General features: G+C 69.6%; 17 protein-coding genes. 4 read left to right on the top strand and 13 right to left on the bottom strand.

The window, feature by feature from the left end:
* Nucleotides 1-35: 35 nt before the first annotated feature.
* The gene (locus ACTIE9_RS02500; RefSeq protein WP_439563997.1) at nucleotides 36-1,070 is read right to left on the bottom strand and encodes a LacI family DNA-binding transcriptional regulator; all 1,035 of its coding nucleotides are present in this window, start codon (nucleotides 1,068-1,070) and stop codon (nucleotides 36-38) included.
* A gap of 147 nt (nucleotides 1,071-1,217) precedes the next feature.
* Here ACTIE9_RS02500 and ACTIE9_RS02495 point away from each other — a divergent pair, with 147 nt between their 5' ends.
* Nucleotides 1,218-2,330, top strand: coding sequence for a baeRF11 domain-containing protein (locus ACTIE9_RS02495; RefSeq protein WP_439563996.1), 1,113 nt, complete (start codon nucleotides 1,218-1,220; stop codon nucleotides 2,328-2,330).
* 45 nt (nucleotides 2,331-2,375) lie between these two features.
* Here ACTIE9_RS02495 and ACTIE9_RS02490 read toward each other — a convergent pair whose 3' ends face one another.
* The 4 genes from ACTIE9_RS02490 to ACTIE9_RS02475 form a co-directional block, all read right to left on the bottom strand.
* On the bottom strand, nucleotides 2,376-3,551 hold the full coding sequence (locus tag ACTIE9_RS02490; protein ID WP_439563995.1) for a cystathionine gamma-synthase: 1,176 nt from the start codon (nucleotides 3,549-3,551) through the stop codon (nucleotides 2,376-2,378).
* The gene (locus ACTIE9_RS02485) at nucleotides 3,548-4,942 is read right to left on the bottom strand and encodes a cystathionine beta-synthase (protein ID WP_439563994.1); all 1,395 of its coding nucleotides are present in this window, start codon (nucleotides 4,940-4,942) and stop codon (nucleotides 3,548-3,550) included. The genes ACTIE9_RS02490 and ACTIE9_RS02485 overlap by 4 nt, the downstream gene beginning before the upstream one ends.
* A 61-nt stretch (nucleotides 4,943-5,003) precedes the next feature.
* Entirely contained in the window at nucleotides 5,004-6,440 is a 1,437-nt protein-coding gene (locus ACTIE9_RS02480) for a mechanosensitive ion channel domain-containing protein (RefSeq protein ID WP_439563993.1), read from the bottom strand.
* Nucleotides 6,437-8,605 (bottom strand): adenylate/guanylate cyclase domain-containing protein, encoded by a 2,169-nt coding sequence (locus ACTIE9_RS02475; RefSeq protein WP_439563992.1) that lies wholly within the window; start codon nucleotides 8,603-8,605, stop codon nucleotides 6,437-6,439. Before ACTIE9_RS02475 ends, ACTIE9_RS02480 begins: the two co-directional genes overlap by 4 nt.
* Before the next feature lie 188 nt (nucleotides 8,606-8,793).
* On the opposite strand from ACTIE9_RS02475, the gene ACTIE9_RS02470 reads away from it, so the two are divergent.
* Nucleotides 8,794-9,462, top strand: a complete 669-nt coding sequence (locus ACTIE9_RS02470; protein WP_439563991.1) for a DUF3105 domain-containing protein — start codon at nucleotides 8,794-8,796, stop codon at nucleotides 9,460-9,462.
* 2 nt (nucleotides 9,463-9,464) lie between these two features.
* Nucleotides 9,465-10,148: a DUF305 domain-containing protein gene (locus ACTIE9_RS02465; RefSeq protein ID WP_439563990.1), complete on the top strand. Its 684-nt coding sequence runs from the start codon at nucleotides 9,465-9,467 to the stop codon at nucleotides 10,146-10,148.
* Here the strand turns inward: ACTIE9_RS02465 and ACTIE9_RS02460 are convergent.
* The 4 genes from ACTIE9_RS02460 to ACTIE9_RS02445 form a co-directional block, all read right to left on the bottom strand.
* Entirely contained in the window at nucleotides 10,115-12,001 is a 1,887-nt protein-coding gene (locus ACTIE9_RS02460) for an ABC transporter ATP-binding protein (protein WP_439564099.1), read from the bottom strand. The two genes, ACTIE9_RS02465 and ACTIE9_RS02460, sit on opposite strands and share 34 nt — an antisense overlap.
* 58 nt (nucleotides 12,002-12,059) lie before the next feature.
* Entirely contained in the window at nucleotides 12,060-13,007 is a 948-nt protein-coding gene (locus ACTIE9_RS02455) for a carbohydrate ABC transporter permease (protein ID WP_439563989.1), read from the bottom strand.
* A complete protein-coding gene (locus ACTIE9_RS02450) occupies nucleotides 13,004-13,996 on the bottom strand; it encodes a carbohydrate ABC transporter permease (protein ID WP_439563988.1) in 993 nt (330 codons plus the stop codon). The genes ACTIE9_RS02455 and ACTIE9_RS02450 overlap by 4 nt, the downstream gene beginning before the upstream one ends.
* A gap of 110 nt (nucleotides 13,997-14,106) precedes the next feature.
* Nucleotides 14,107-15,459 carry an ABC transporter substrate-binding protein gene (locus ACTIE9_RS02445; RefSeq protein WP_439563987.1) on the bottom strand — a complete coding sequence of 451 codons (1,353 nt, stop codon included), beginning with the start codon at nucleotides 15,457-15,459 and terminating at the stop codon, nucleotides 14,107-14,109.
* 398 nt (nucleotides 15,460-15,857) lie between these two features.
* On the opposite strand from ACTIE9_RS02445, the gene ACTIE9_RS02440 reads away from it, so the two are divergent.
* A complete protein-coding gene (locus tag ACTIE9_RS02440; protein ID WP_439563986.1) occupies nucleotides 15,858-16,880 on the top strand; it encodes a LacI family DNA-binding transcriptional regulator in 1,023 nt (340 codons plus the stop codon).
* A 75-nt stretch (nucleotides 16,881-16,955) separates the two neighbouring features.
* Here the strand turns inward: ACTIE9_RS02440 and rplL are convergent, their stop codons facing one another.
* The 4 genes from rplL to ACTIE9_RS02420 all read right to left on the bottom strand — a co-directional run.
* Nucleotides 16,956-17,342, bottom strand: coding sequence for a 50S ribosomal protein L7/L12 (gene rplL / locus ACTIE9_RS02435; protein WP_439563985.1), 387 nt, complete (start codon nucleotides 17,340-17,342; stop codon nucleotides 16,956-16,958).
* Nucleotides 17,343-17,389: 47 nt separating this feature from the next.
* Nucleotides 17,390-17,905 carry a 50S ribosomal protein L10 gene (rplJ, locus tag ACTIE9_RS02430; protein WP_439563984.1) on the bottom strand — a complete coding sequence of 172 codons (516 nt, stop codon included), beginning with the start codon at nucleotides 17,903-17,905 and terminating at the stop codon, nucleotides 17,390-17,392.
* A 310-nt stretch (nucleotides 17,906-18,215) separates the two neighbouring features.
* Nucleotides 18,216-19,061 carry an NAD-dependent epimerase/dehydratase family protein gene (locus ACTIE9_RS02425; RefSeq protein WP_439563983.1) on the bottom strand — a complete coding sequence of 282 codons (846 nt, stop codon included), beginning with the start codon at nucleotides 19,059-19,061 and terminating at the stop codon, nucleotides 18,216-18,218.
* A 9-nt stretch (nucleotides 19,062-19,070) separates the two neighbouring features.
* Nucleotides 19,071-19,423 (bottom strand): sensor histidine kinase (locus ACTIE9_RS02420; protein WP_439563982.1); only part of this gene is annotated, 353 nt, incomplete at its 5' end.

The following is a 19,423-nucleotide window of genomic DNA, read 5'->3' as shown; positions in this document are numbered from 1 at the left end:
GACGGCGCCCAGTCGGCGCGAACAGAGCGCGCGGGTCAGAACCGACGGGCCGTCGACTGCCGAACGATGAGCTCGGGCTTGACGGGGTCGTGGTCCATCTCGGTCTCACCCCGCAGCTCGCCGAGCAACAGCGCCACGGCTCGTCGGCCGATCTCGGCGAAGTTCTGCCGCACCGTCGTCAGCGGCGGCGCGAAGTGCGCCGATTCGGGGATGTCGTCGAACCCCACGATCGAGATGTCGTCGGGCACGCTGATTCCCGACTCGCGACACGCGTGCATGAAGCCCAGCGCCATCTGGTCATTGCCCACGAACACCGCCGTGAAGTCGCGGTAGCGCAGTAGCTCGAGCCCCGCGTAGTAGCCGAACGAGGCGGTCCAGTCGCCGAGGATCGGCGCGCGTGTGCGCAAGTCGGCGTCACCGAGCTCGCGCAGGAACCCCTGCATCCGCGCCTCCGCCTCGATCCAGTCCTGCGGGCCCGAGATGTGCATGATCTCGGTGTGGCCGAGGTCGATGAGATGCTTCGTGGCCATGCGCGCCCCCATGACCTGGTCGACCCAGAGCGAGTGCGAGGTGTTGAGGCCCGTCGCCTCGAGGGTCACGAAGGGCACGCCCACCTGGAGGTCGTTGATCGCCTCGAACACGCGAACCTGCGGGGCGAGCACGATGAGCGCCTCGATCGACTGGCTCATGAGGTAGTCGAGCCCGCTCTTGATCGAGGCGTACTCGGTCGAGCTGATGTTCGTGATCGAGAGCCGGTAGCCGGCCTCGCGCGCGGCGGTCTCGATGGCCTGGATGCTCGTCTGCGGACCGTAGTGCACCGTCTCCGCCGTGAGCACGCCGATCGTGCGCGAGCGGCTCGTCACGAGGGCGCGCGCCGCCTGGTTGGGGCGGTAGCCGAGCGCGTCGATCGCGGCGCGCACGCGCTGCAGCGTCTCGGGCCGGATGCTCGGGCTGTCGTTGAGCACGCGCGAGACCGTCTGGTATGACACCCCGGCGACGCGAGCGACATCGCGGATGTTCGGCGCGCGTACCCGCTCCGGCTCAGCCGGGCGGTCGGTCTCCGTCGTCATCGTCGTCCGTTCGAGTCGCGATGTGTACGTTCACATCCGCGCCTCCATTATGCACAGGACCAGCCGTAGACCGCCGGGGGAGCCGTGGCTAGACTGAGCCATCCTCTGATCGTTCCTGCGCGACTCCCCGAGATGAGTAGGTGCCCAATGCTGCACACCGACATCCCCACCGACGCCGAGCTGCGGGCCCTGGCGATCGCACGATCGCTGCACTGCGTCTCGATCTCGCTCCCGAGCGGCACGCTCGCCGCCGACGCCGAGCAGGCGCGGCTCGAGCTCGGCACTCTCCTCGGCACCGTGGTGGACCAGCTCGACGCGGTCGGAGCCGACGCGGCCGACATCGCGGGCATCCGCGACGCCGTCACTGACCTCATGGACGACCCGTTCTTCTGGACGTACCAGTCGACCAGCCTCGTCATCTTCGCCACCCCCGACCGGCTGCAGACCTACCGCATCCCCAACCGGGTGGAGGCGAATGCGCAGGTCTCCGACCGCTTCCACCTCAAGCCCCTGCTGCGTGCCCTGAGCTTCCCGCAGGCGGCGTTCGTGCTCGCGGCGTCGCAGAACGCGGTGCGCCTCATCGAAGTGACCATCGAGGGCTCGGCCGACGAGGTCGCCCTCGCCGATCTCCCCGCCGACTCCTCCCGTGTCTTCGCGACACGGGGCAACAATGGCTCGGCACGCCTCATCGGCGCCGAGGGCGACAAGGTGCTGCTCGGGCACTACGCACGGCAGATCGATGACGCCATCCGTCCGACGCTGAACGGCCTGCAAGTGCCGCTCATCATCGCCGCGGCCGAGCCGCTCGCGAGCATCCTGCCCACGACGATGCGGTACCCCGGCCTCGCCGCCGAGATGATCCGGGGCAACGCCGAGACCATGAGCGCGAACGAGCTGGCGGCCGAGGCCCGACCGATCCTCGATCGGCTCTACGCCGACGAGATCGCCGCGCTGGGCGACCGGCTTCGCGAGGCGATCGGCACGGGCCGCGGCGCGTCCGATCTGAGCGACCTGGCTCGGGCCGCCACCTACGGTGCCCTCAGTCTGCTCATGGTCGACATGGACCGCACGATCTCCGGCTTCGTCGACGAGCAGTCGGGGGCGATCACCCTCTCCGCGAGCGACGATGCCATCGACTACGGCGTCGTCGACGAGATCGCCCGACGCGCGCTGCTGACGGGTGCGAGGGTCGTCGCGGTGCGCGCCGACGAGATGCCCGACGGCTCGGCGGCCGCGGGCGTCATGCGCTTCGCGGTCTGAACCCCGACCCTCCCGGCCGCGGCCGGTGGCGCGAGCGGACCGACCCTAGCCGCGCAGCGCGGCGAGCGACTGCCGCACATCGGCGACCAGGTCGTCGACGTCTTCGATGCCGACCGAGAGCCGGATGATCGCGTCGCTCACCTCGAGCTCGGTGCCGCGCACCGAGGCGTGCGTCATCTCGCTCGGGTAGTTGACGAGCGACTCGACGCCGCCGAGCGACTCCGCGAGGCTGAAGACGCGCAGGCCCTCGGCGAAGGCGCGCGCGGCCGCGGCGCCTCCGGCGAGCTCGAGCGAGAGCATCCCGCCGAAGCCCCGCATCTGGCGTGCGGCGAGAGCGTGCCCGGGATGCTCGGGCAGACCCGGGTAGTACACCCGCGCGACGGCCGCGTGGCCGACGACGGCCTCGGCGATGGCCTGCGCGTTGGCCGAGTGGCGGTCCATGCGCACGGCGAGCGTCTTGATGCCGCGGGTCGTGAGCCACGCATCCATCGGGCCGGACACGGCTCCCGCCGCGAACTGATGGAACTGCACCTGCTCGGCCAGCTCGAGATCGTTCGTCACGACGGCGCCGCCGAGCACGTCGGAATGGCCGCCGAGGTACTTCGTCGTCGAGTGCACGACGACGTCGGCACCGAGAACGAGTGGCTGTTGAAGGTAGGGCGTCGCGAAGGTGTTGTCGACGACCACGAGAGCGCCGACCGCGTGGGCGATCTCGGCGAGCGCCGTGATGTCGGTGATCTTCATGAGCGGATTGCTCGGCGTCTCGAGCCACAGCACGCGCGGCGTCAGCGTCTCGAGCGCCTGCCGCGTGGCCTCGAGGTCGCTCAGCTCGACGGTCGTGAGACCGACCTGCCAGCGCCCGAAGATGCGCCGCACGAGGCGGTGCGTGCCGCCGTAGACATCGTTGCCCATGAGCACGTGGTCGCCGGGGCTGAGCACGGCGCGCAGCAGGGCGTCTTCCGCGGCAAGGCCCGACGCGAAGCTGAACGCGCGCGTGCCCGCCTCGAGCGAGGCGAGCTGAACCTGCAGGGCATCGCGCGTCGGGTTGCCGCCGCGCGCGTACTCGTAGCCGCCGCGCAGGTCGCCGATCGACCGCTGCACGAAGGTCGAGGTGAGGTAGACGGGCGGGGTGACGGCGCCCGTCGTCGGGTCGAACTCCTGCCCCGCGTGAATGGCGCGCGTCGCGAAGCCGTGCAGGAGGTGCGGGTCGTGGTCGGTCATGCGTGGCCTCCCGCGAGAGCGGTGATCAGGTCGGTGCGGTTCAGCAGCCCGATCGGGTTGCCGCCGTCGAGCACGAGCAGGGTCTCGGGATGCTGGCCCCCCGCCCGGCGATCGCCGAAGCGCTCCCCCGCGGCCTCGAGGCTCTCGTGCGCGCCGACGACGGGCAGGCTCGGCCCCATCGCCGCGGTGATCGGATCGGCCGGGGTCACCGCACCCGTGGCGAGGGCGCGCAGCAGGGTGCGGGCGTCGACCGAGCCGATCACTTCGCCCAGCACGACGGGCGGCTCGGCCGCGACGACCGGCAGAGCACCCGGGTGGGCCTCGAGCATCGCAACGGCATCCGCCACGGTGTGCTCGCGGCGCAGGTGGGCGAGGGGGCGTGGCGGAGTGCCGAGCAGGTCGGCCACGGTGGGCGAGCCGGCCGCGCGCGTGAAGCCGTGGCGGCGCATCCATTCCTCGTTGAAGATCTTGCCGAGGTAGCCGCGGCCGCCGTCGGGCAGCAGCACGACGACGAGGTCGTCGGGGCCGAGGTCGCGCGCGACCTCGAGGGCGCCGACGACGGCCATGCCGCACGAGCCGCCGACGAGCAGGCCCTCCTCGCGCGCGAGGCGCAGCGTCATGTCGAACGACTGCTGGTCGCTCGACGCGACGATGCGGTCGACGACGGCGGGGTCGTAGGCCGCGGGCCAGAAGTCTTCTCCGACCCCCTCGACGAGGTAGGGACGACCCGTGCCGCCCGAGTAGACGCTGCCGACGGGGTCGACGCCGACGATCTGCACCCGGCCGGTGGCGCGGTCGGCGCTGACCTCGCGCAGGTAGCGGCCCGTGCCGGTGATCGTGCCGCCCGTGCCGACACCCGCGACGAAGTGCGTGAGGCGCCCGTCGGTGTCGCTCCAGATCTCGGGGCCGGTCGACTCGTAGTGGCTGCGGGGGCCGTTCGGGTTCGCGTACTGGTTGGGCTTGAACGCGCCCGGGATCTCGCGCGCCAGGCGATCGGAGACGCTGTAGTACGACTCCGGGTCCTCCGGTGCGACGGCGGTCGGCGTCACGACGATCTCGGCGCCGTAGGCGGTGAGCACGTTGCGCTTGTCCTCCCCCACCTTGTCGGGCAGCACGAAGACGCAGCGGTAGCCGCGCTGCTGGGCGACGAGGGCGAGCCCGACGCCGGTGTTGCCGCTGGTCGGCTCGACGATCGTGCCGCCGGGCTTCAGCAGGCCCTCGCGCTCGGCCGCGTCGATGATGCGCGTGGCGATGCGGTCTTTCGACGAGCCGCCGGGGTTGAGGTACTCGACCTTGGCGAGCACCGTCGCGGAAATGCCCTCCGTCACGCGGTTCAGGCGCACGAGAGGGGTGCCGCCGATGAGATCGACGATCGTGTCGGCGTACTTCATGCGCCGAATCTATCAGCGGCCGCGCACACCGTGCGGGGCGGGTCCGCGGGGATGCCCGCCGTCAGTATGCGATCGTGCGCTGACCCGGCGGCACCTCGAGGCCCGCCTTGATGAACGCCTCGCGCACGAGGCGGCGGCGGTTGTCGATCTCGCGCCCGAAGTCGCGGGCGAGCTCGGGGCGGCTCGCGACGAGGCGATCGAGCACGTCGACGGGCACCGCGAGCACCGTCATCTCGGTGACCGCGTGCACCGCGGCGTTGATGCCCTGCCGAGTGAGCGATGTCAGCCCGACGATCTCGTCGCGCGTCAACTCGGTGACGGGCACCCGCGCACCACCCGCCGCCTCGACGACCATGTGGGCGACCCCCGCATCGATGAGCCGGATGCCGTCGGGAACCTCCCCGATGTGCTGCAGCTTCTCTCCCGCGACATAGCGTTCGATGCGCACGCGGTCGACGTACTGCTGCAGCTCGTCGGGGGCGCAGTAGAGGGCCGCGCAGAACCGCACGAGCATCGCGCGACGGCGCTCGACCGTGTCGTAGTCGACGTAGTAGTCGCGGTCGAGCTTGAGCCCGGCGCGCCGTGCCGCGTACCAGAGCCGGCGGCGGAACTCGGAGAGTGCGCCGTACTCCTCGCTCGGCGACGCCACGGGGATGGTGATCTCGTACTGCCCGGCGGCGAAGGCGTCGGCACTGGGCTGCGCGCCCTCGACGATCATCGGGAGGTCGGCGGCGACCTGCGTCATGACGCGGATGACCGACTCGGGCGGATCCTCTGTGGCGAACTGCACCATCGCGCACGCCGAGTACGGCCCCTCCTTGCGGGAGAGGTTGGCGAACGAGGCGCCGGCGAGCTCGGAGTTCGGCACGATGACGACGCCGCCGATGGTGCGGATGTGCACGGATCGCCAGTTGACTTCGATCACCCGGCCGCGCACATCACCCATCTGGAGGTGGTCGCCGAGCTCGAAGGGCTGCTCGAAGAGCAGCAGCAGCCCCGAGAGCACCGATCCGACCGCATTCTGCAGGGCGAGACCGATGACGATCGATCCGATGCCGAGGGCCGTGAACAGGCCGCCGATGTCGGCACCCCAGACCCACGAGAACAGGATCGCGATCGAGACGGTGATGAGCAGGAAGCGCCCGACGTCGACGAAGATCGAGGGGAGGCGCTCGCGCCAGCTGCCCTTGCGCGCGGTCGTGAAGAGCGCGACGTTCAGCCCGTTGATGAGCACGATGATGACGAGGAACCCGAGCACGGTCGCGACGATGCGGCTCCAGGAGGCATCGACCTGAGCGCCCTCAGCCTGCGCGACGAGCACGAGCAGCGCGGCGACCGGGGCGACGTAGTTGCGCAGCAGTCGCACGACACGCGTCGCGGGGCTTCCCCTCTGGGCGAGCGACTCCTGCAGCTCGCCGAGCACGAGGAGCACGATCGGGAGGCCGACGATCACCGCGATCGACGGCCAGAACCAGCTCTCGAGCCAGACCTCGGTCACGTCGAGCGATCCGTGTCGACGCGCCAGACCCGCTGCTCGCCCTGCGCCGTCGCGACCACGCCCGCGTCGAGCAGGTGCACCGTGGCCGGCAGGCCGGCCGCGACGCGGTCGGTCAGGAAGATGCCCGACTCGGTGCGCTCGGCCTGTAGGCGGAAGGCGAGATTGACGGCGTCGCCCCACAGGTCGTAGACCATGTGCGCCCGGCCGACGAGCCCGCTGCTCGCCTCGCCGAGATCGAGACCGGCGCGGAGCGAGAGCGCGACCCCCCACTGGGCGCTGAAGCGGTCGACGATGCGGGTGAGCTCGACGGCGTAGTCGACCATCCGGCGCGCGTTGTCGATGCGGGGCACCGTGAGCCCGCAGCTCGCGAGGTAGCCTTTCGTCGTCGTGCGCACGTGCTCGACGCCGAACGGTGCTCCCGCCTCGTCGAACTGGCGCACGAGCTCGTTGAGCGTCTCGAGGGTCGCTTCCGAGCCGCGGTCGCGGCTGAAGGCCTCGAAGCCGACGATGTCGGCGTACATGACGGAGATATCGGCGTGGTCCTCGGCGATCGTCTGGTCGCCATCGCGGTAGCGCTGGATGACCGGCTCGGGCATGAGGGCCCGCAGCAGGCGCTCGCTCTCGGCCCGCTGCTCGTCGAGCAGCTCGGCCTTGACCTGCAGGCTGCGGCTCATGTCGTTGAAAGCGGCCGACACCTGGCGCAGCTCGTCGTTCGAGCCCGCATCGACGGTCACGCCCGTCTCGCCCGCGGCGATGCGCTGGGCCGCGTGGGCGAGTCGTCGCAACGGGCTGACGAAGATGCGCGCGAGCAGCAGGGAGAGCACCGAGACGACGAGCGCGAGCACGGCCGACGACACGACGAGGTTGCGGGTGAACTCGGTGACGGGCGCGAAGGCCTCGGCGCTGTCGATCTCGGCGACGACGACCCAGTCGACGCCGGCGACATCGACGGGGCCGTACGCGGCGAGGGTCTCGCGGCCCAGGTAGTTGTCGGCGATGATCGTGCCGGAGCGGCCCTCCAGGGCCGCGTCGGCCGCGGCCGTGCGCACGGGCTGCAGGCCGAGCGTGGTGCTGCGCGCCACCGCGAGCTCGACCACCTCCGACGGGGTGCCCGCGGCGAGCGCAGCGGTCGTGAAGCCCTCCGGGTTCTCGATCAGCTGCCGAGATGGCGAGCGCATGAGGCTGTCGATGCCGACGAGGTACGCCTCACCCGTGCTGCCGAGGCCGCCCTGGCTCCAGTCGCCGCCCGCGGTCATGACGGCGCTCACGCGCTCGATCGGCAGCTCGACCGCCATCGCCCCGATGATCGCGCCGTCGCGGCCGATCGGGGTCACGGCCCAGCCGGCGGGAACGGTGAGCGAGGGCGGGTACGCCCCGAAGTCGGTGATGGTCACCTCGCCCAGCACGTTGCCGGCGACCGCCTCGGCGTACGCGGCGGCGAGGTTCGAGAGGCGGTACGGCCCGGCGAGCACGTCGGTGCCGAGATCGACGCCCTTGTAAGCGCTGTAGACGACGACGCCGCGGGCATCGATCAGCAGCACGTCTTCATAGTCGAGCAGCTCGGTCATCGAGCGGAAGTAGTCGTGGTACTGGGCGTGCACCGCCGACCACTCGCTGCCGTCGCCGGCATCGTCGACCGCGATCGCCGACGCGAAATCGCTGTGCGGGGCCGTGTAGTGCACCTGCAGGTAGCGTGCGGCGGGGTCGGTCGGCACGAAGCTGTCGGCGTCGGCGGGCGACCCGGTCGCGGCGCCCAGTGCGGGGCCGAACACCTCGTCGTAGTAGCGATTCAACGACTCCGTCTGCGCCTCGTCGAGCTCGACCTCCTCGAGCAGCGCCATGGCATCACTGAAGGCGCTCGTCGCGTCGACGACGCTCTGCCCCCGCGAGTGCACGACGACCGTGCGCTCGATGGTCGAGAACAGGCGCTCGACCTCGCGCGTGCGCGAATCGCGCACCTCGATGAGTCGTTGGAAGGCGGCATCGCGCAGCGAGTCGGTCGCGTTGACGTAGCCGATCACGCCCACGAGCACGTTCGAAGTGACGCTGACCGCGAGAAGCATGACGAGCACCGTCGACTGGATGCTGAGCCCCGACCGCCGGCGATGGGCCGGCGCGCTTCGAGAGCCGGTCGGGCGTACCCGCTCGTCGTCTGCGTGCGACATGGCTTCCTCGGCAGTCGGTGTCCGGAGGCGGGCGATCGCCCCTGGTGGGTTCACAGTAGCGATCGGATGCCGATTTCGGGAGGGGTCCGCGAGCACCGCTCACAGCCTCTCCTGTGCGTCATCTGGAATGATGGCCGTGGGGCGCTCCGCCCGACTCCCTGCCCGCAGCACCCGACAGGAGCCCGCACGTGGCCGACGACACCCTCTCCTCCGACGACCTGACGATCAAGCAGCAGCGCGAGAAGCGCCGCGCCGAGAAGGTCGCCGCACTCAAGGCGAAGCAGGCGAAGGAGAAGCGCAACCAGCGCTTCGGCATCCTCGGGGCCGTCGTCGGCGGTGTCGCCGTCGTCGCGATCCTCGTGGGCGTCGTCGTGACCTCGGCCACTCCCCCCGTCGACCCCGACACCATCGAGATCGACGGCCTCGAGACATTCGCCGACGTCGAGTCGTTGCACGTGCAGTCCGCGGTCGAGTACGCGATGACGCCTCCCGCCGGCGGCCCGCACAACCCGTCGTGGCTCAACTGCGGCATCTACGAGGAAGAGGTGCCCGCCGAGTACGCGGTGCACTCGCTCGAGCACGGCGCGGTCTGGGTCACCTACGACCCCGAGCAGGTGGCCGGGGCCGACCTGGATGCCCTGCGCAGCGCGATGCCGCGCTCGTACATGATCCTCTCGCCGTTCCCGGGTCTCGACGCCCCTGTCGTGGCGAGCGCCTGGGGAGTGCAGGTCGCCCTCGACGGCGTCGATGACCCGCGGCTGAGCGAATTCATCATCAAGTACCGGCAGTCGCCGGATGCTCCGGAGCCGGGTGCGCTCTGCAGCCAGGCCCTCGACGGCCCCGGCAAGATCTCCTGACCATGAACACGGCACCGGCCACCTCCGCCGCGGTCGAAGCCCCCACCGGGCTCAGCCGCGCGCGGCTGCTCGTGGTCGGCGCCCTGCTCGTGCTCGTCGCGGTCGTCATCGGCGTGCTCATCGGCCGCGTCACCGCCTCGGCCGTCGCGCCCATGCCGGGCGAGGGCAGCGCCGAGGCGGGTTTCGCGCGCGACATGCAGGTGCACCACGGCCAGGCGGTCGAGATGGCCCTGCTCGTGCGCGACCGCACCGACGACCCCGAGATCCGTCTGCTCGCCCTCGACATCGCTACGGCGCAGACCCAGCAGCAGGGCCAGATGTTCGCGTGGCTCGCTCTCTGGGGGCTGCCGCAGACCTCGGTCGCGCCCGAGATGGACTGGCTCTCGCGCCCCGTCATCGACGGCTCGGCCGGCCACGAGGGTCACGGCGGACACACCCCCGGCGAGCCGATGCCGGGGGTCGCGACCTTCGAGCAGATGCAGGCGCTGCAGGGTGCCACCGGCGTTGAGGCCGAACGCATCTTCCTCGAGCTCATGATCGCGCATCATCAGGGCGGGGTCGAGATGGCGGAGGCGGTCATCGCCCGCAGCGCCCAGCCTCAGGTCACCGGGCTCGCCGAGGGCATGGTGATGCTGCAGTCGAAGGAGATCGACTACATGTCAGAACTGCTGGCCGCCCGCTCCTGACCGGCACGGCCGTACTCGGCCGACTGCTGCTCGACGAGGCGGGCGTAGACCCCGCCGCGCGCGACGAGATCTGCATGCCGGCCGCTCTCGACGATGCGGCCGCGGTCGACGACGTGGATGACGTCGGCGGCGCTCACGGTCGAGAGCCGGTGCGCGATGGCGATGGTCGTGCGGCCTCGACTGGCGGCGTCGAGCGCCGCCTGCACGACGCGCTCCGAGACGGAGTCGAGCGCGCTCGTCGCCTCGTCGAGGATGAGCACGGGCGGGTCTTTCAGCAGCACGCGCGCGATCGCGATGCGTTGCTTCTCGCCGCCCGAGAGCCGGTAGCCGCGCTCGCCCACGACCGTGTCGTACCGGTCGGGGAAGCTCTCGATCGTGTCATGGATGCTCGCCGCACGGCACGCCGCCTCGAGCTCGGCATCCGTTGCCTCGGGCTTGGCGTACCGCAGATTCTCGGCGATCGTCGCGTGAAACAGGTAGGTCTCTTGACTCACGATGCCGATGCTCTCGATGAGGCTCTGCTGCCGGAGCAGCCGCACGTCGACGCCACCCACCTCGACCGTTCCGCTCGTGACATCGTGCAGCCGCGGCACGAGGTACGAGATCGTCGTCTTGCCGGCGCCTGAGGGCCCGACGAAGGCGACGAACTGCCCGGGTTCGACATCGAACGTCACGTGATCGAGCGTCGGCGCACTGTCGAAGGGCGCATCGGGGTAGCGGAAGACGACGTCGTCGAAACGGATGCGCCCGAGGTGCTCGGCATCGGGATCGCGGGCGTCGGCCGCTTCGGTGATGCGCGGCCGGAGGTCGAGGTACTCGAAGATGCGCGCGAAGAGGGCCCCGCTCGTCTGCAGGTCGAGCGCCACGCGCATGAGGCCCATGAGCGGGTAGGTCAGGCGGGCCTGCACCGTCGTGAAGGCGACGATCGTGCCCGCGGTGACCGCGACATCCTGCTCGATGAGCCAGGCGGCAACGAGGTAGATGACGGCGGGGATGACGGACAGGAACACATTCACGGTCGCGAAGAACCACTGGCCGCTCATCGAGAGCTGCACCTGGAGGCCGCGCTGGGTGTCGTTCTCGGCCCGATAGCGCTCGACCTCGCTCTGCTGCCGGAAGAAGCTCTTGGCGAGTAGGATCCCCGAGACGCTCAGCGCCTCTTGCGTGATCGCCGTCATGTCGCTCAGCGACTCCTGCGTCTTCGTCGCGATGCGCGCACGCACCTGCCCCACCCGGCGCTGGGCGACGACCAGCAACGGCAGTAGAACGACGGCGACGATCGTGAGCTGCCAGCTGAGGATGAGCATCGCGACGAACGCGGCGATCACCGTGACGGTGTTGCCGATGACACTCGAGACGGTGTTGCTCAGCACGCCCGCGACGCCGCCGACATCGTTCTGCAGGCGCGATTGGATGACGCCCGTCTTGGTGCGGGTGAAGAAGCCGAGCTCCATCGCCTGCAGGTGCGCGAAGAGCTTCACGCGCAGCTCGGCCATGACGCTGTTGCCGACGGTGGCCGTGAGATAGGTCTGCCCGATGCCGATGCCCGCCGAGACCAGCCAGAGCACGAGCATCGCGCTCACGAGCTGCAGCAGCACCGGCACGTTCGGGGTGCCCTCGGGGGGGAAGAGGCCGCGGTCGAAGGCCTGCTGCGTCAGCAGCGGAGGCACCACGCTGAGCGCCGCCGAGACCAGCACGAGAGCGATCGTGATGGTGAGCGGGGTGCGGTGCGGCCGGAAGAGCTCGGCGATGCGGGGCAGCAGATCCGGGATGCGCGGCGCCTCGGCGTTGGCCGCCCGCTGCGCGACGACATCGCCGCTCGACACCCGTGATCCCCGGCGGCCACCACCCATGCTCATAGCGCGAGCCTAGGCGCGACCACCGGGGATCCCGGTGTGAGGTCGGTGCTGATCAGCCCTTCGTCGAGCCCGCGAGCAGGCCGCGCACGAAGTAGCGCTGCAGGCTGAAGAACACGATGAGCGGCACGACGAGCGAGATGAACGCCGCGGCCGGCAGTCGCTCCTGGTTGCGCCCGAAGTTGCCCACGAGCTCGGCCAGGCGCTGCGTCAGCGGTGCGACATCGGCCGTGCCGCCCGAGAACACGAGGGCGACGAGCAGGTCGTTCCAGACCCAGAGGAACTGGAAGATGCCGATCGAGGCCAGGGCCGGCAGCGACAGCGGGATGACGATCCGGAAGAAGATCTGCGTGTGGTTCGCGCCGTCGACCCGCGCCGCCTCGATCACCTCGCCGGGGATCTCGCTGATGAAGTTGTGCAGCAGGAAGATGCACAGGGGCAGACCGAAGATCGTGTGCGCGATCCAGACGGCGGGGAAGGTGCCGCTGATGCCGAGCACCTCGCTGAAGATCTGCAGCAGCGGGATGAGCGCCATCTGCAGCGGCACGATCTGCAGCGCGAAGATCAGCACGAAGATCGCACCCGAGCCGCGGAACTTGATCCAGGCGAACGCGTACGCGGCCATCGTCGCGATGATGATCGGGAACAGCGCGGCCGGGATCGCGATGACGAGCGAGTTCACGAAGTACGAGCCGAGGTTCGCCGACGACGCGCCCTGCACCGTGAGCACGTCGGCGTAGTTCTCGAGCGTGAAGCTCGGGCTGACGAAGATGTTCCACCAGCCGTTCGAGCGGATCTCCTCCGGCGTGCGGAACGACGAGACGAGCAGACCGAAGGTGGGGATCGTCCACAGCGTGGCGATCAGGATCGCCGCGAAGGTCGCCCAGGGCGAGGTGAGGCGCTCCTTCACGCGGCGGGCCTTGCCACCGCCCGCGGCCGTGGCGATCGCGCGGGTGGTCGGCTGCTCCGGAGCGTCAGCAGCGGCGGTGACGTCGGTGGTCATCGGATCTCCTTCTGCTTGCGCATCACGCGCACGTTGTAGACGACGATCGGCAGCACCATGAAGAAGAGCACGACGGCGAGTGCCGAACCGTACCCGGTCTCGCCGCGGTTGAACGCCTGCGTGTACATCTCGTTGGCCACGACCGAGGTGTCGAAGTTGCCGCCGGTCATGGCGCGCACGATGTCGAAGACCTTCAGGGTCGCGATCGAGATCGTGGTGATCACGACCACGAGCGTTCCGCGGATGCCCGGGACGGTGACGTTCCAGAACGACTGCCACGCGTTGGCGCCGTCGAGACGGGCGGCCTCGATGATCTCGACGGGAACGCCCTTGATGGCCGCCGAGAGCAGCACCATGGCGAATCCGGTCTGGATCCAGACCATCACGTTGATGAGGAAGAGGGTGTTCCACGGAGAGTTGACGAGGAAGGGCTGCGGGTCCTGGCCGATCCACACGAGGATCTGGTTGAGCAGACCGATCTGCTCGCTGAAGCCCACCTCGCGGTACTCGTACATGAAGCGCCAGATGATGCCGGCACCGACGAAAGAGATCGCCATGGGCATGAAGACGAGCGACTTGAGCACCTTCTCGCCGTGCGACTTGTCGATGAAGACGGCGTAGGCGAGCCCGAAGATCGTCGACAGCGTCGGCACGAGGGCCACCCAGATGAGGGTGTTGACGATGACGACCACGATCTCGGGCTGCGTGAACATCCAGACGAAGTTGTCGATGCCGACGAACTCGGAGCCGTTCGCCGTCTGGCGGCTGAAGAAGGCGAGCACCGTCGTGCGGATCGCCGGGTAGACCAGGCCGACCGCGAGCAGGATGATCGCGGGGCCGACGAATGCCGCGAGCTGCCAGTAGTCGCGACCGCGCTTCGGGGCGCGGTCGGCGAGGAAGAGCACGAGTCCGACGACAGCCGCGAAGACCGCGAGGCCGAGGAACATCAAGCCGAACTTCCCGATGAGATCAGTCCAGAAATCACTCATGCGGCATCAAACCTCCATTGGTTTGCTTTTCAGTCACGTTACCCGACAGACCGGCCCACCAGACAATGTCTGTCTGGTGGGCCGGTCGTCAGTGATTCAGGTAGTGCTGGTTACTGCGGGAACGTCGCGTCGATGGCCTTGAGGACATCAGACGTCGGCGTGCCGTTGACCCAGTCGACCATGCCGGTCCAGAACGAGCTGGTACCGACAGCGGCGGGCATGAGGTCGGAGGCGTCGAAACGGAAGATCGTGTCGTCGCCCTGCAGGATCTCGACCGACTGGCGGGCGAGGTCAGAACCGGCGAGCGACGGGTCGAGACCCTTGTTCGCCGAGATGACACCGCCGCGCGAGACGCGCTCGTTGGCAAAGGTGTCGCTCGAGAGGTACGCCTGGAGAGCAGCGGTCGCCTCGTTGTCGTTGAACGCGGCCACGAACTCGCCACCACCGGTGACGGCGTTGGGGTCGCCCTCGGCGATCGGCGGGGTGATGAAGGCCCAGACGTCGCCGTCAGGAGCAACCGTCACGCCCTCGCCCCACTGCGCCTCGTAGAACGACGCCTGGTGGTGCAGCGAGCAGGTGCCGTCGAGGATCGAGAGGCCGCCATCCTGGAAGGTGGTGGTCACGATCGACTGCACGCCGCCGAAGCCGCCGTTGACGAGCTGGTCGTTGAGGAGGACCTCACCGACGAGGTCGAACGCCTCGGTGATCTCGGGCGAGTCGAACTTCAGCTCACCGGCGACCCAGGCGTCGTACGCCTCGGGGCCCGAGTTGCGGAGGACGAGGTCCTCCACCCAGTCGGTGCCGACCCAGCCGGTCGCGTCGCCCGAGCCGAAGCCCACGCACCACGGACGGTACGGGCCGTCGTTGCGCTCGGTCATCTGCTGCGAGAGGTCGAGCAGACCCTGGTAGGTCGTCGGGATCTCGTAGCCGTTCTCCTCGAAGTCGGTCGGCGAGTACCAGATGTAGCCCTTGACGCTCGCGAGCAGCGGCGCGGCGTAGAACTCGCCATCGACGGTGCCGTAGCCCTTCCAGGACTCGCTCCAGAACTCGTCCACGTTCGCCTCGACCGCGTCGGGCGCGGGCACGACGTAGCCGTCGGCGATGAGGCGCTGCAGCAGACCGGGCTGCGGGATGATCATCAGGTCGGGGGCGTCACCGGCAGCGGCGCGCACGTTGATCTGCGTCTCCGCCTCCTGCGTGCCGTTGTACTCGACGGTGATGCCCGTGCAGGCCTCGAAGTCGGCCATGCTCTCGACCAGGGCGTCAGCCTCGGTGTCGATGATGGTCGCGTAGAGCTCGACGCTCTCGCCCTCGAAGGTGCCGTAGGCCTCGTAGGCCGCGCAGTCGGTGTCGCCGCCGGCGCCGGGATCGGTCTCGGCCGCCGCGCAACCCGCGAGCACGAGGCTCAGGGCTCCGATGGCCGCAGCAGGCGCAATGAGCCTGCGTCGGAGAGTGGAACTCATGTGTTTCCTCCTCATTGAGGTCGGTCAGCGCGCCGATCGACGCGCGTGGTTGTGGTGGTGCAAGAGGTGGAATTCGGCGTCAGGAGGGCCGTAGGACACTCCGTCGGGAACCGGTTCCAGGTGTCACCGTACGTCACGGCTCGCTCGGCCGCAACCCGGTGTGACCACGACGTTACCGATCCGTTGTCGAACTCCCCGGCGCCCCTCAGGTGCGGAGCATCGCTCGGCACCAGTGCGGAACCGCTCTCACATGGCATCGGTTCCACACGCGGGTGATTCGGGTTACACTGACGCCACGGCGCACCGCGGTCTGACGATCGGCGCGGGCCGAGCATCCACCGCCTGAGCATCAATTGCTCGAGCATCGACCGCCAACGTCCAACGGAGGGCACGGGGCCATGAGCATCCTCGCCGATGTCGCCCGCATCGCTGGCGTCTCGAAATCGACGGCCTCGCGCGCGCTCAGCGGTCGGGGGTACGTCTCGGACGACACGCGGCGCCGGGTCGAGGATGCCGCTGCCGAGCTCGGCTACGTGGTCTCCTCCACGGCCGCGAGCCTCGTGACGGGGCGCACGCGCAACGTCGGCGTGGTCATCCCCTACATCAACCGCTGGTACTTCGCCGAAGTGCTCGAGGGCATCGAGGCCGCGTTGATCCGCGCCGGCTACGACCTGACCCTCTACCGGCTCAGCACCGACCGCGACCTGCGGCGGCGCGTGTTCGACTACTTCCTCGTGCGCAAGAGGGTCGACGCCGTGATCTCCGTCGCCATCGACCTGAGCCCGCACGAAGTGCAGATGCTGCAGGCCCTCGGCAAGCCCCTCGTGGGCATCGGCGGGCGCATCGACGGCATCCCCTCGCTCTCGATCGACGACGTCGAGACCGCGCGCCTGGCGACCGAGCATCTGCTCAGCCTCGGGCACCGCCGCATCATGCACGTCGGTGGCGACCAGAACGAGCAGATGGACTTCCGCGTGCACTCGCAGCGGTACACGGGCTTCGCACAGGCGCTGCGTGACGCCGGAGCGACCGTCGACGACGACTTCCGCGAAGCGGACTTCTCGATCGAGGGCGGCTACACCGTCGGCCTCGCCGTGCTCGGCGACCCGCGCACGCGGCCCACAGCGGTCTTCGCAGGCTGCGACGAGATCGCCATCGGCATCATGGTCGCGGCGCGGCAGCTCGGCATCAGCATCCCGGGCGAACTGTCGATCATCGGCATCGACGGCCATCCGCTCGCCGAGATGTTCGGCCTCACCACGCTCGCGCAGCAGCCCGGCGCGCAGGGGGCGCGCGCCGTCGAACTGCTGCTGAGCCAGCTCGAGCACGCCGATGCGGCACCTCCCGATGAGCACCTGCTGCTGCCCACAGCGCTGACGGTGCGGACGAGCACCGCGGCGCGGCGCGACCAGAGCGCCTGACCGGCGGTCAGCCCGAACGCACGAGAGCCCCGCACCGACTCGCGTCGGGCGGGGCTCTCGGGGTTCAGCGGGTGACTACTTGAGGGTGACGGTGGCGCCGGCCTCTTCGAGCTGGGCCTTGGCCTTGTCGGCGGTCTCCTTGTTGACGCCCTCGAGGACGACGCCGGGGGCGCCGTCGACGACGGCCTTCGCCTCGCCGAGGCCGAGGCTCGTGAGCGCGCGGACCTCCTTGATGACCTGGATCTTCTTGTCGCCAGCGGCCTCGAGAACGACGTCGAACGACGACTTCTCCTCGACCTCCTCGGCAGCGGCGGCACCGGCGGCGGGCGCGGCGGCCACGGCGACGGGCGCAGCGGCGGTGACCTCGAAGACCTCTTCGAACTTCTTGACGAACTCGCTGAGCTCGATGAGCGAGAGCTCCTTGAACGCCTCGATGAGCTGGTCAGTCGTGAGCTTGGCCATGATTTCTCCTTCTAGTGGGGTGATGTCGTGAACCGGTCAACTGAGAATCAGTTGCCGGACTCCTGCTTCTGCCGCAGCGCGTCAACGGCGCGAGCGGCCTGCGCCAGCGGCGCGTTGAACATGTACGCGGCACCGAACAGCGAGGCCTTGACGGCACCGGCCAGCTTGGCCAGCACCACCTCACGGCTCTCGAGCTCGGCGAGCTTCATGACCTCGGAGGCGTCGAGCGGGCGACCGTCGAAGTAGCCGCCCTTCACCACGAGGTTGGGGTTCGCCTTGGCGAAGTCACGCAGCGCCTTCGCCACGGTCACGGGGTCACCGTGCACGAAGGCGAGAGCGGACGGGCCGGCGAGCATGTCATCGAGCGAGTCGATGCCTGCCTCGTTGGCCGCGATCTTGGTCAGCGTGTTCTTCACCACGGCGTACGACGCGTCAGCACGGATGTTGCTGCGCAGCGTCTTCAGCTGCGCCACCGTGAGACCGCGGTACTCGGTGAGCAGAACGGCGGTCGAGCTGGAGAACAGTTCCTTCAGCTCGGCGACCGTTGCTTCCTTGTTCGCCATGGTGCTCCTCAATGTTTGTCGTTGGTCTCACCACGACCACCGGGTGGGGCTGAGCCCCGGCACACATGACGAAAGGCCCGTGCGCATGCGCACGAGCCTCGGCGCGCACCCTCACGAGAGAGGCATGCACGGTTTCAGTTCGGTACACCTGCGCGGGCCGTCGTCCGCTCCGTGAGGAGCGTGCGAGCCTTCGATCGTCGTGACCAGCGAGCAGACGGGGTCTGCGCACGAGCACGGCGATAACCGGCGGTCTATGGCAAGAGGCCAGCATACGTGACCGGAGCACCCGCCGCAAAAGCGACGGCCCGCGCTATCGACCGTCGAGCCAGGAGTGACGCGGGTCGTAGCCCAGGTCGCGACGTGCGGCATCGATCGAGAGCAGGGTCTCCCGCCCGTCGAGGGGGCGCGTGAGCGGGACATCCGGGAATTCGGCGGCCATGAGGTCGGCCGAGTCGCGGCGCATGACGGTGTCGGCCGCGGCGATGATGTACGTCGCGTAGCCCGGCCCGCGGGTGGCGAGCGCGCGCTCGACCGCGTGCGCGCCGTCACGGCGGTCGATGTAGCCCCAGAGGTTCCAGCGGCGCACGGCGGGGTCGTCCTGCCACGACTCGAATTCGGCGTAGTCGTCGGGCGCCATGACGTTGCTGAACCGCAGGCCCGTGATCGAGAGATCGGGGTCGAGGCGGCAGAGCGTGCGTCCGAGCTCCTCTTCGAGGTGCTTGCCGATCGCGTACATGAAGTTGGGGCGCGTCGGCTGGCTCTCATCGATCGGGGCCGCGGGCGGCGCCTCGTCGAGCGGAAGGCCGAGCAGCGTCTCGCTCGAGGCGTGCACGATGCGCGCGATGCCCGCGCGGCGGGCGGCCTGGAACACCGCGATCGTCATCGACAGGTTGTCTTGCAGCAGCACCGTATCGGGGCGGATGCCCGGCGCCGGGCTCGCGGCGAGGTGCACGACGGCGTCCAGTCCGTCGTGGCGCTCCTCGACTCCGGCGAGGGCGTCGAGCACCTGCCCGGTGTCGCTGAGGTCGACCCGCACGAACCCCTCTCCGGGGGCGCCGACGGCGTCGAGCCCGGTCACGGAGTGCCCGGTCTCGACCAGGTGCGAGACGACGGCCTGCCCGAGCTTGCCCGATGATCCGGTGACGGCGATGCGCATGCTGCGAGCCTAGGCGCTGGCCGCGGCTCCCGTCGGCGCGAGCGGCAGGCTCACCCGGAACACGGTCTCGCCGGGCCGCGACGACGCCGCGACCTCGCCGCCGTGCGCCTGCACGACGGCCGCGACGATCGCGAGGCCGAGCCCCGTCGACCCTGTCGCGCGCGAGCGCGAGGTGTCAGCGCGGGCGAACCGCTCGAAGAGCACGGGCTGCACCTCGGCGGGGATCCCCGGCCCGGTGTCGGTCACCGTGACGATCGCCCGGCCCTCGAGGGTGCCGAGCGCGGCGGTGACCCGCGTGCCCTCGGGGGTGTGCACGCGGGCGTTGGCGAGCAGGTTGGCGACGACCTGGTGCAGGCGGTGCT

The sequence above is a fragment of the Microcella sp. genome, from assembly GCF_051860105.1.
In the GTDB taxonomy this organism is placed as follows: domain Bacteria; phylum Actinomycetota; class Actinomycetes; order Actinomycetales; family Microbacteriaceae; genus Microcella.
Note: the sequence above shows the minus strand (reverse complement) of the source record. Positions and strands in the feature narration are given on the sequence as shown.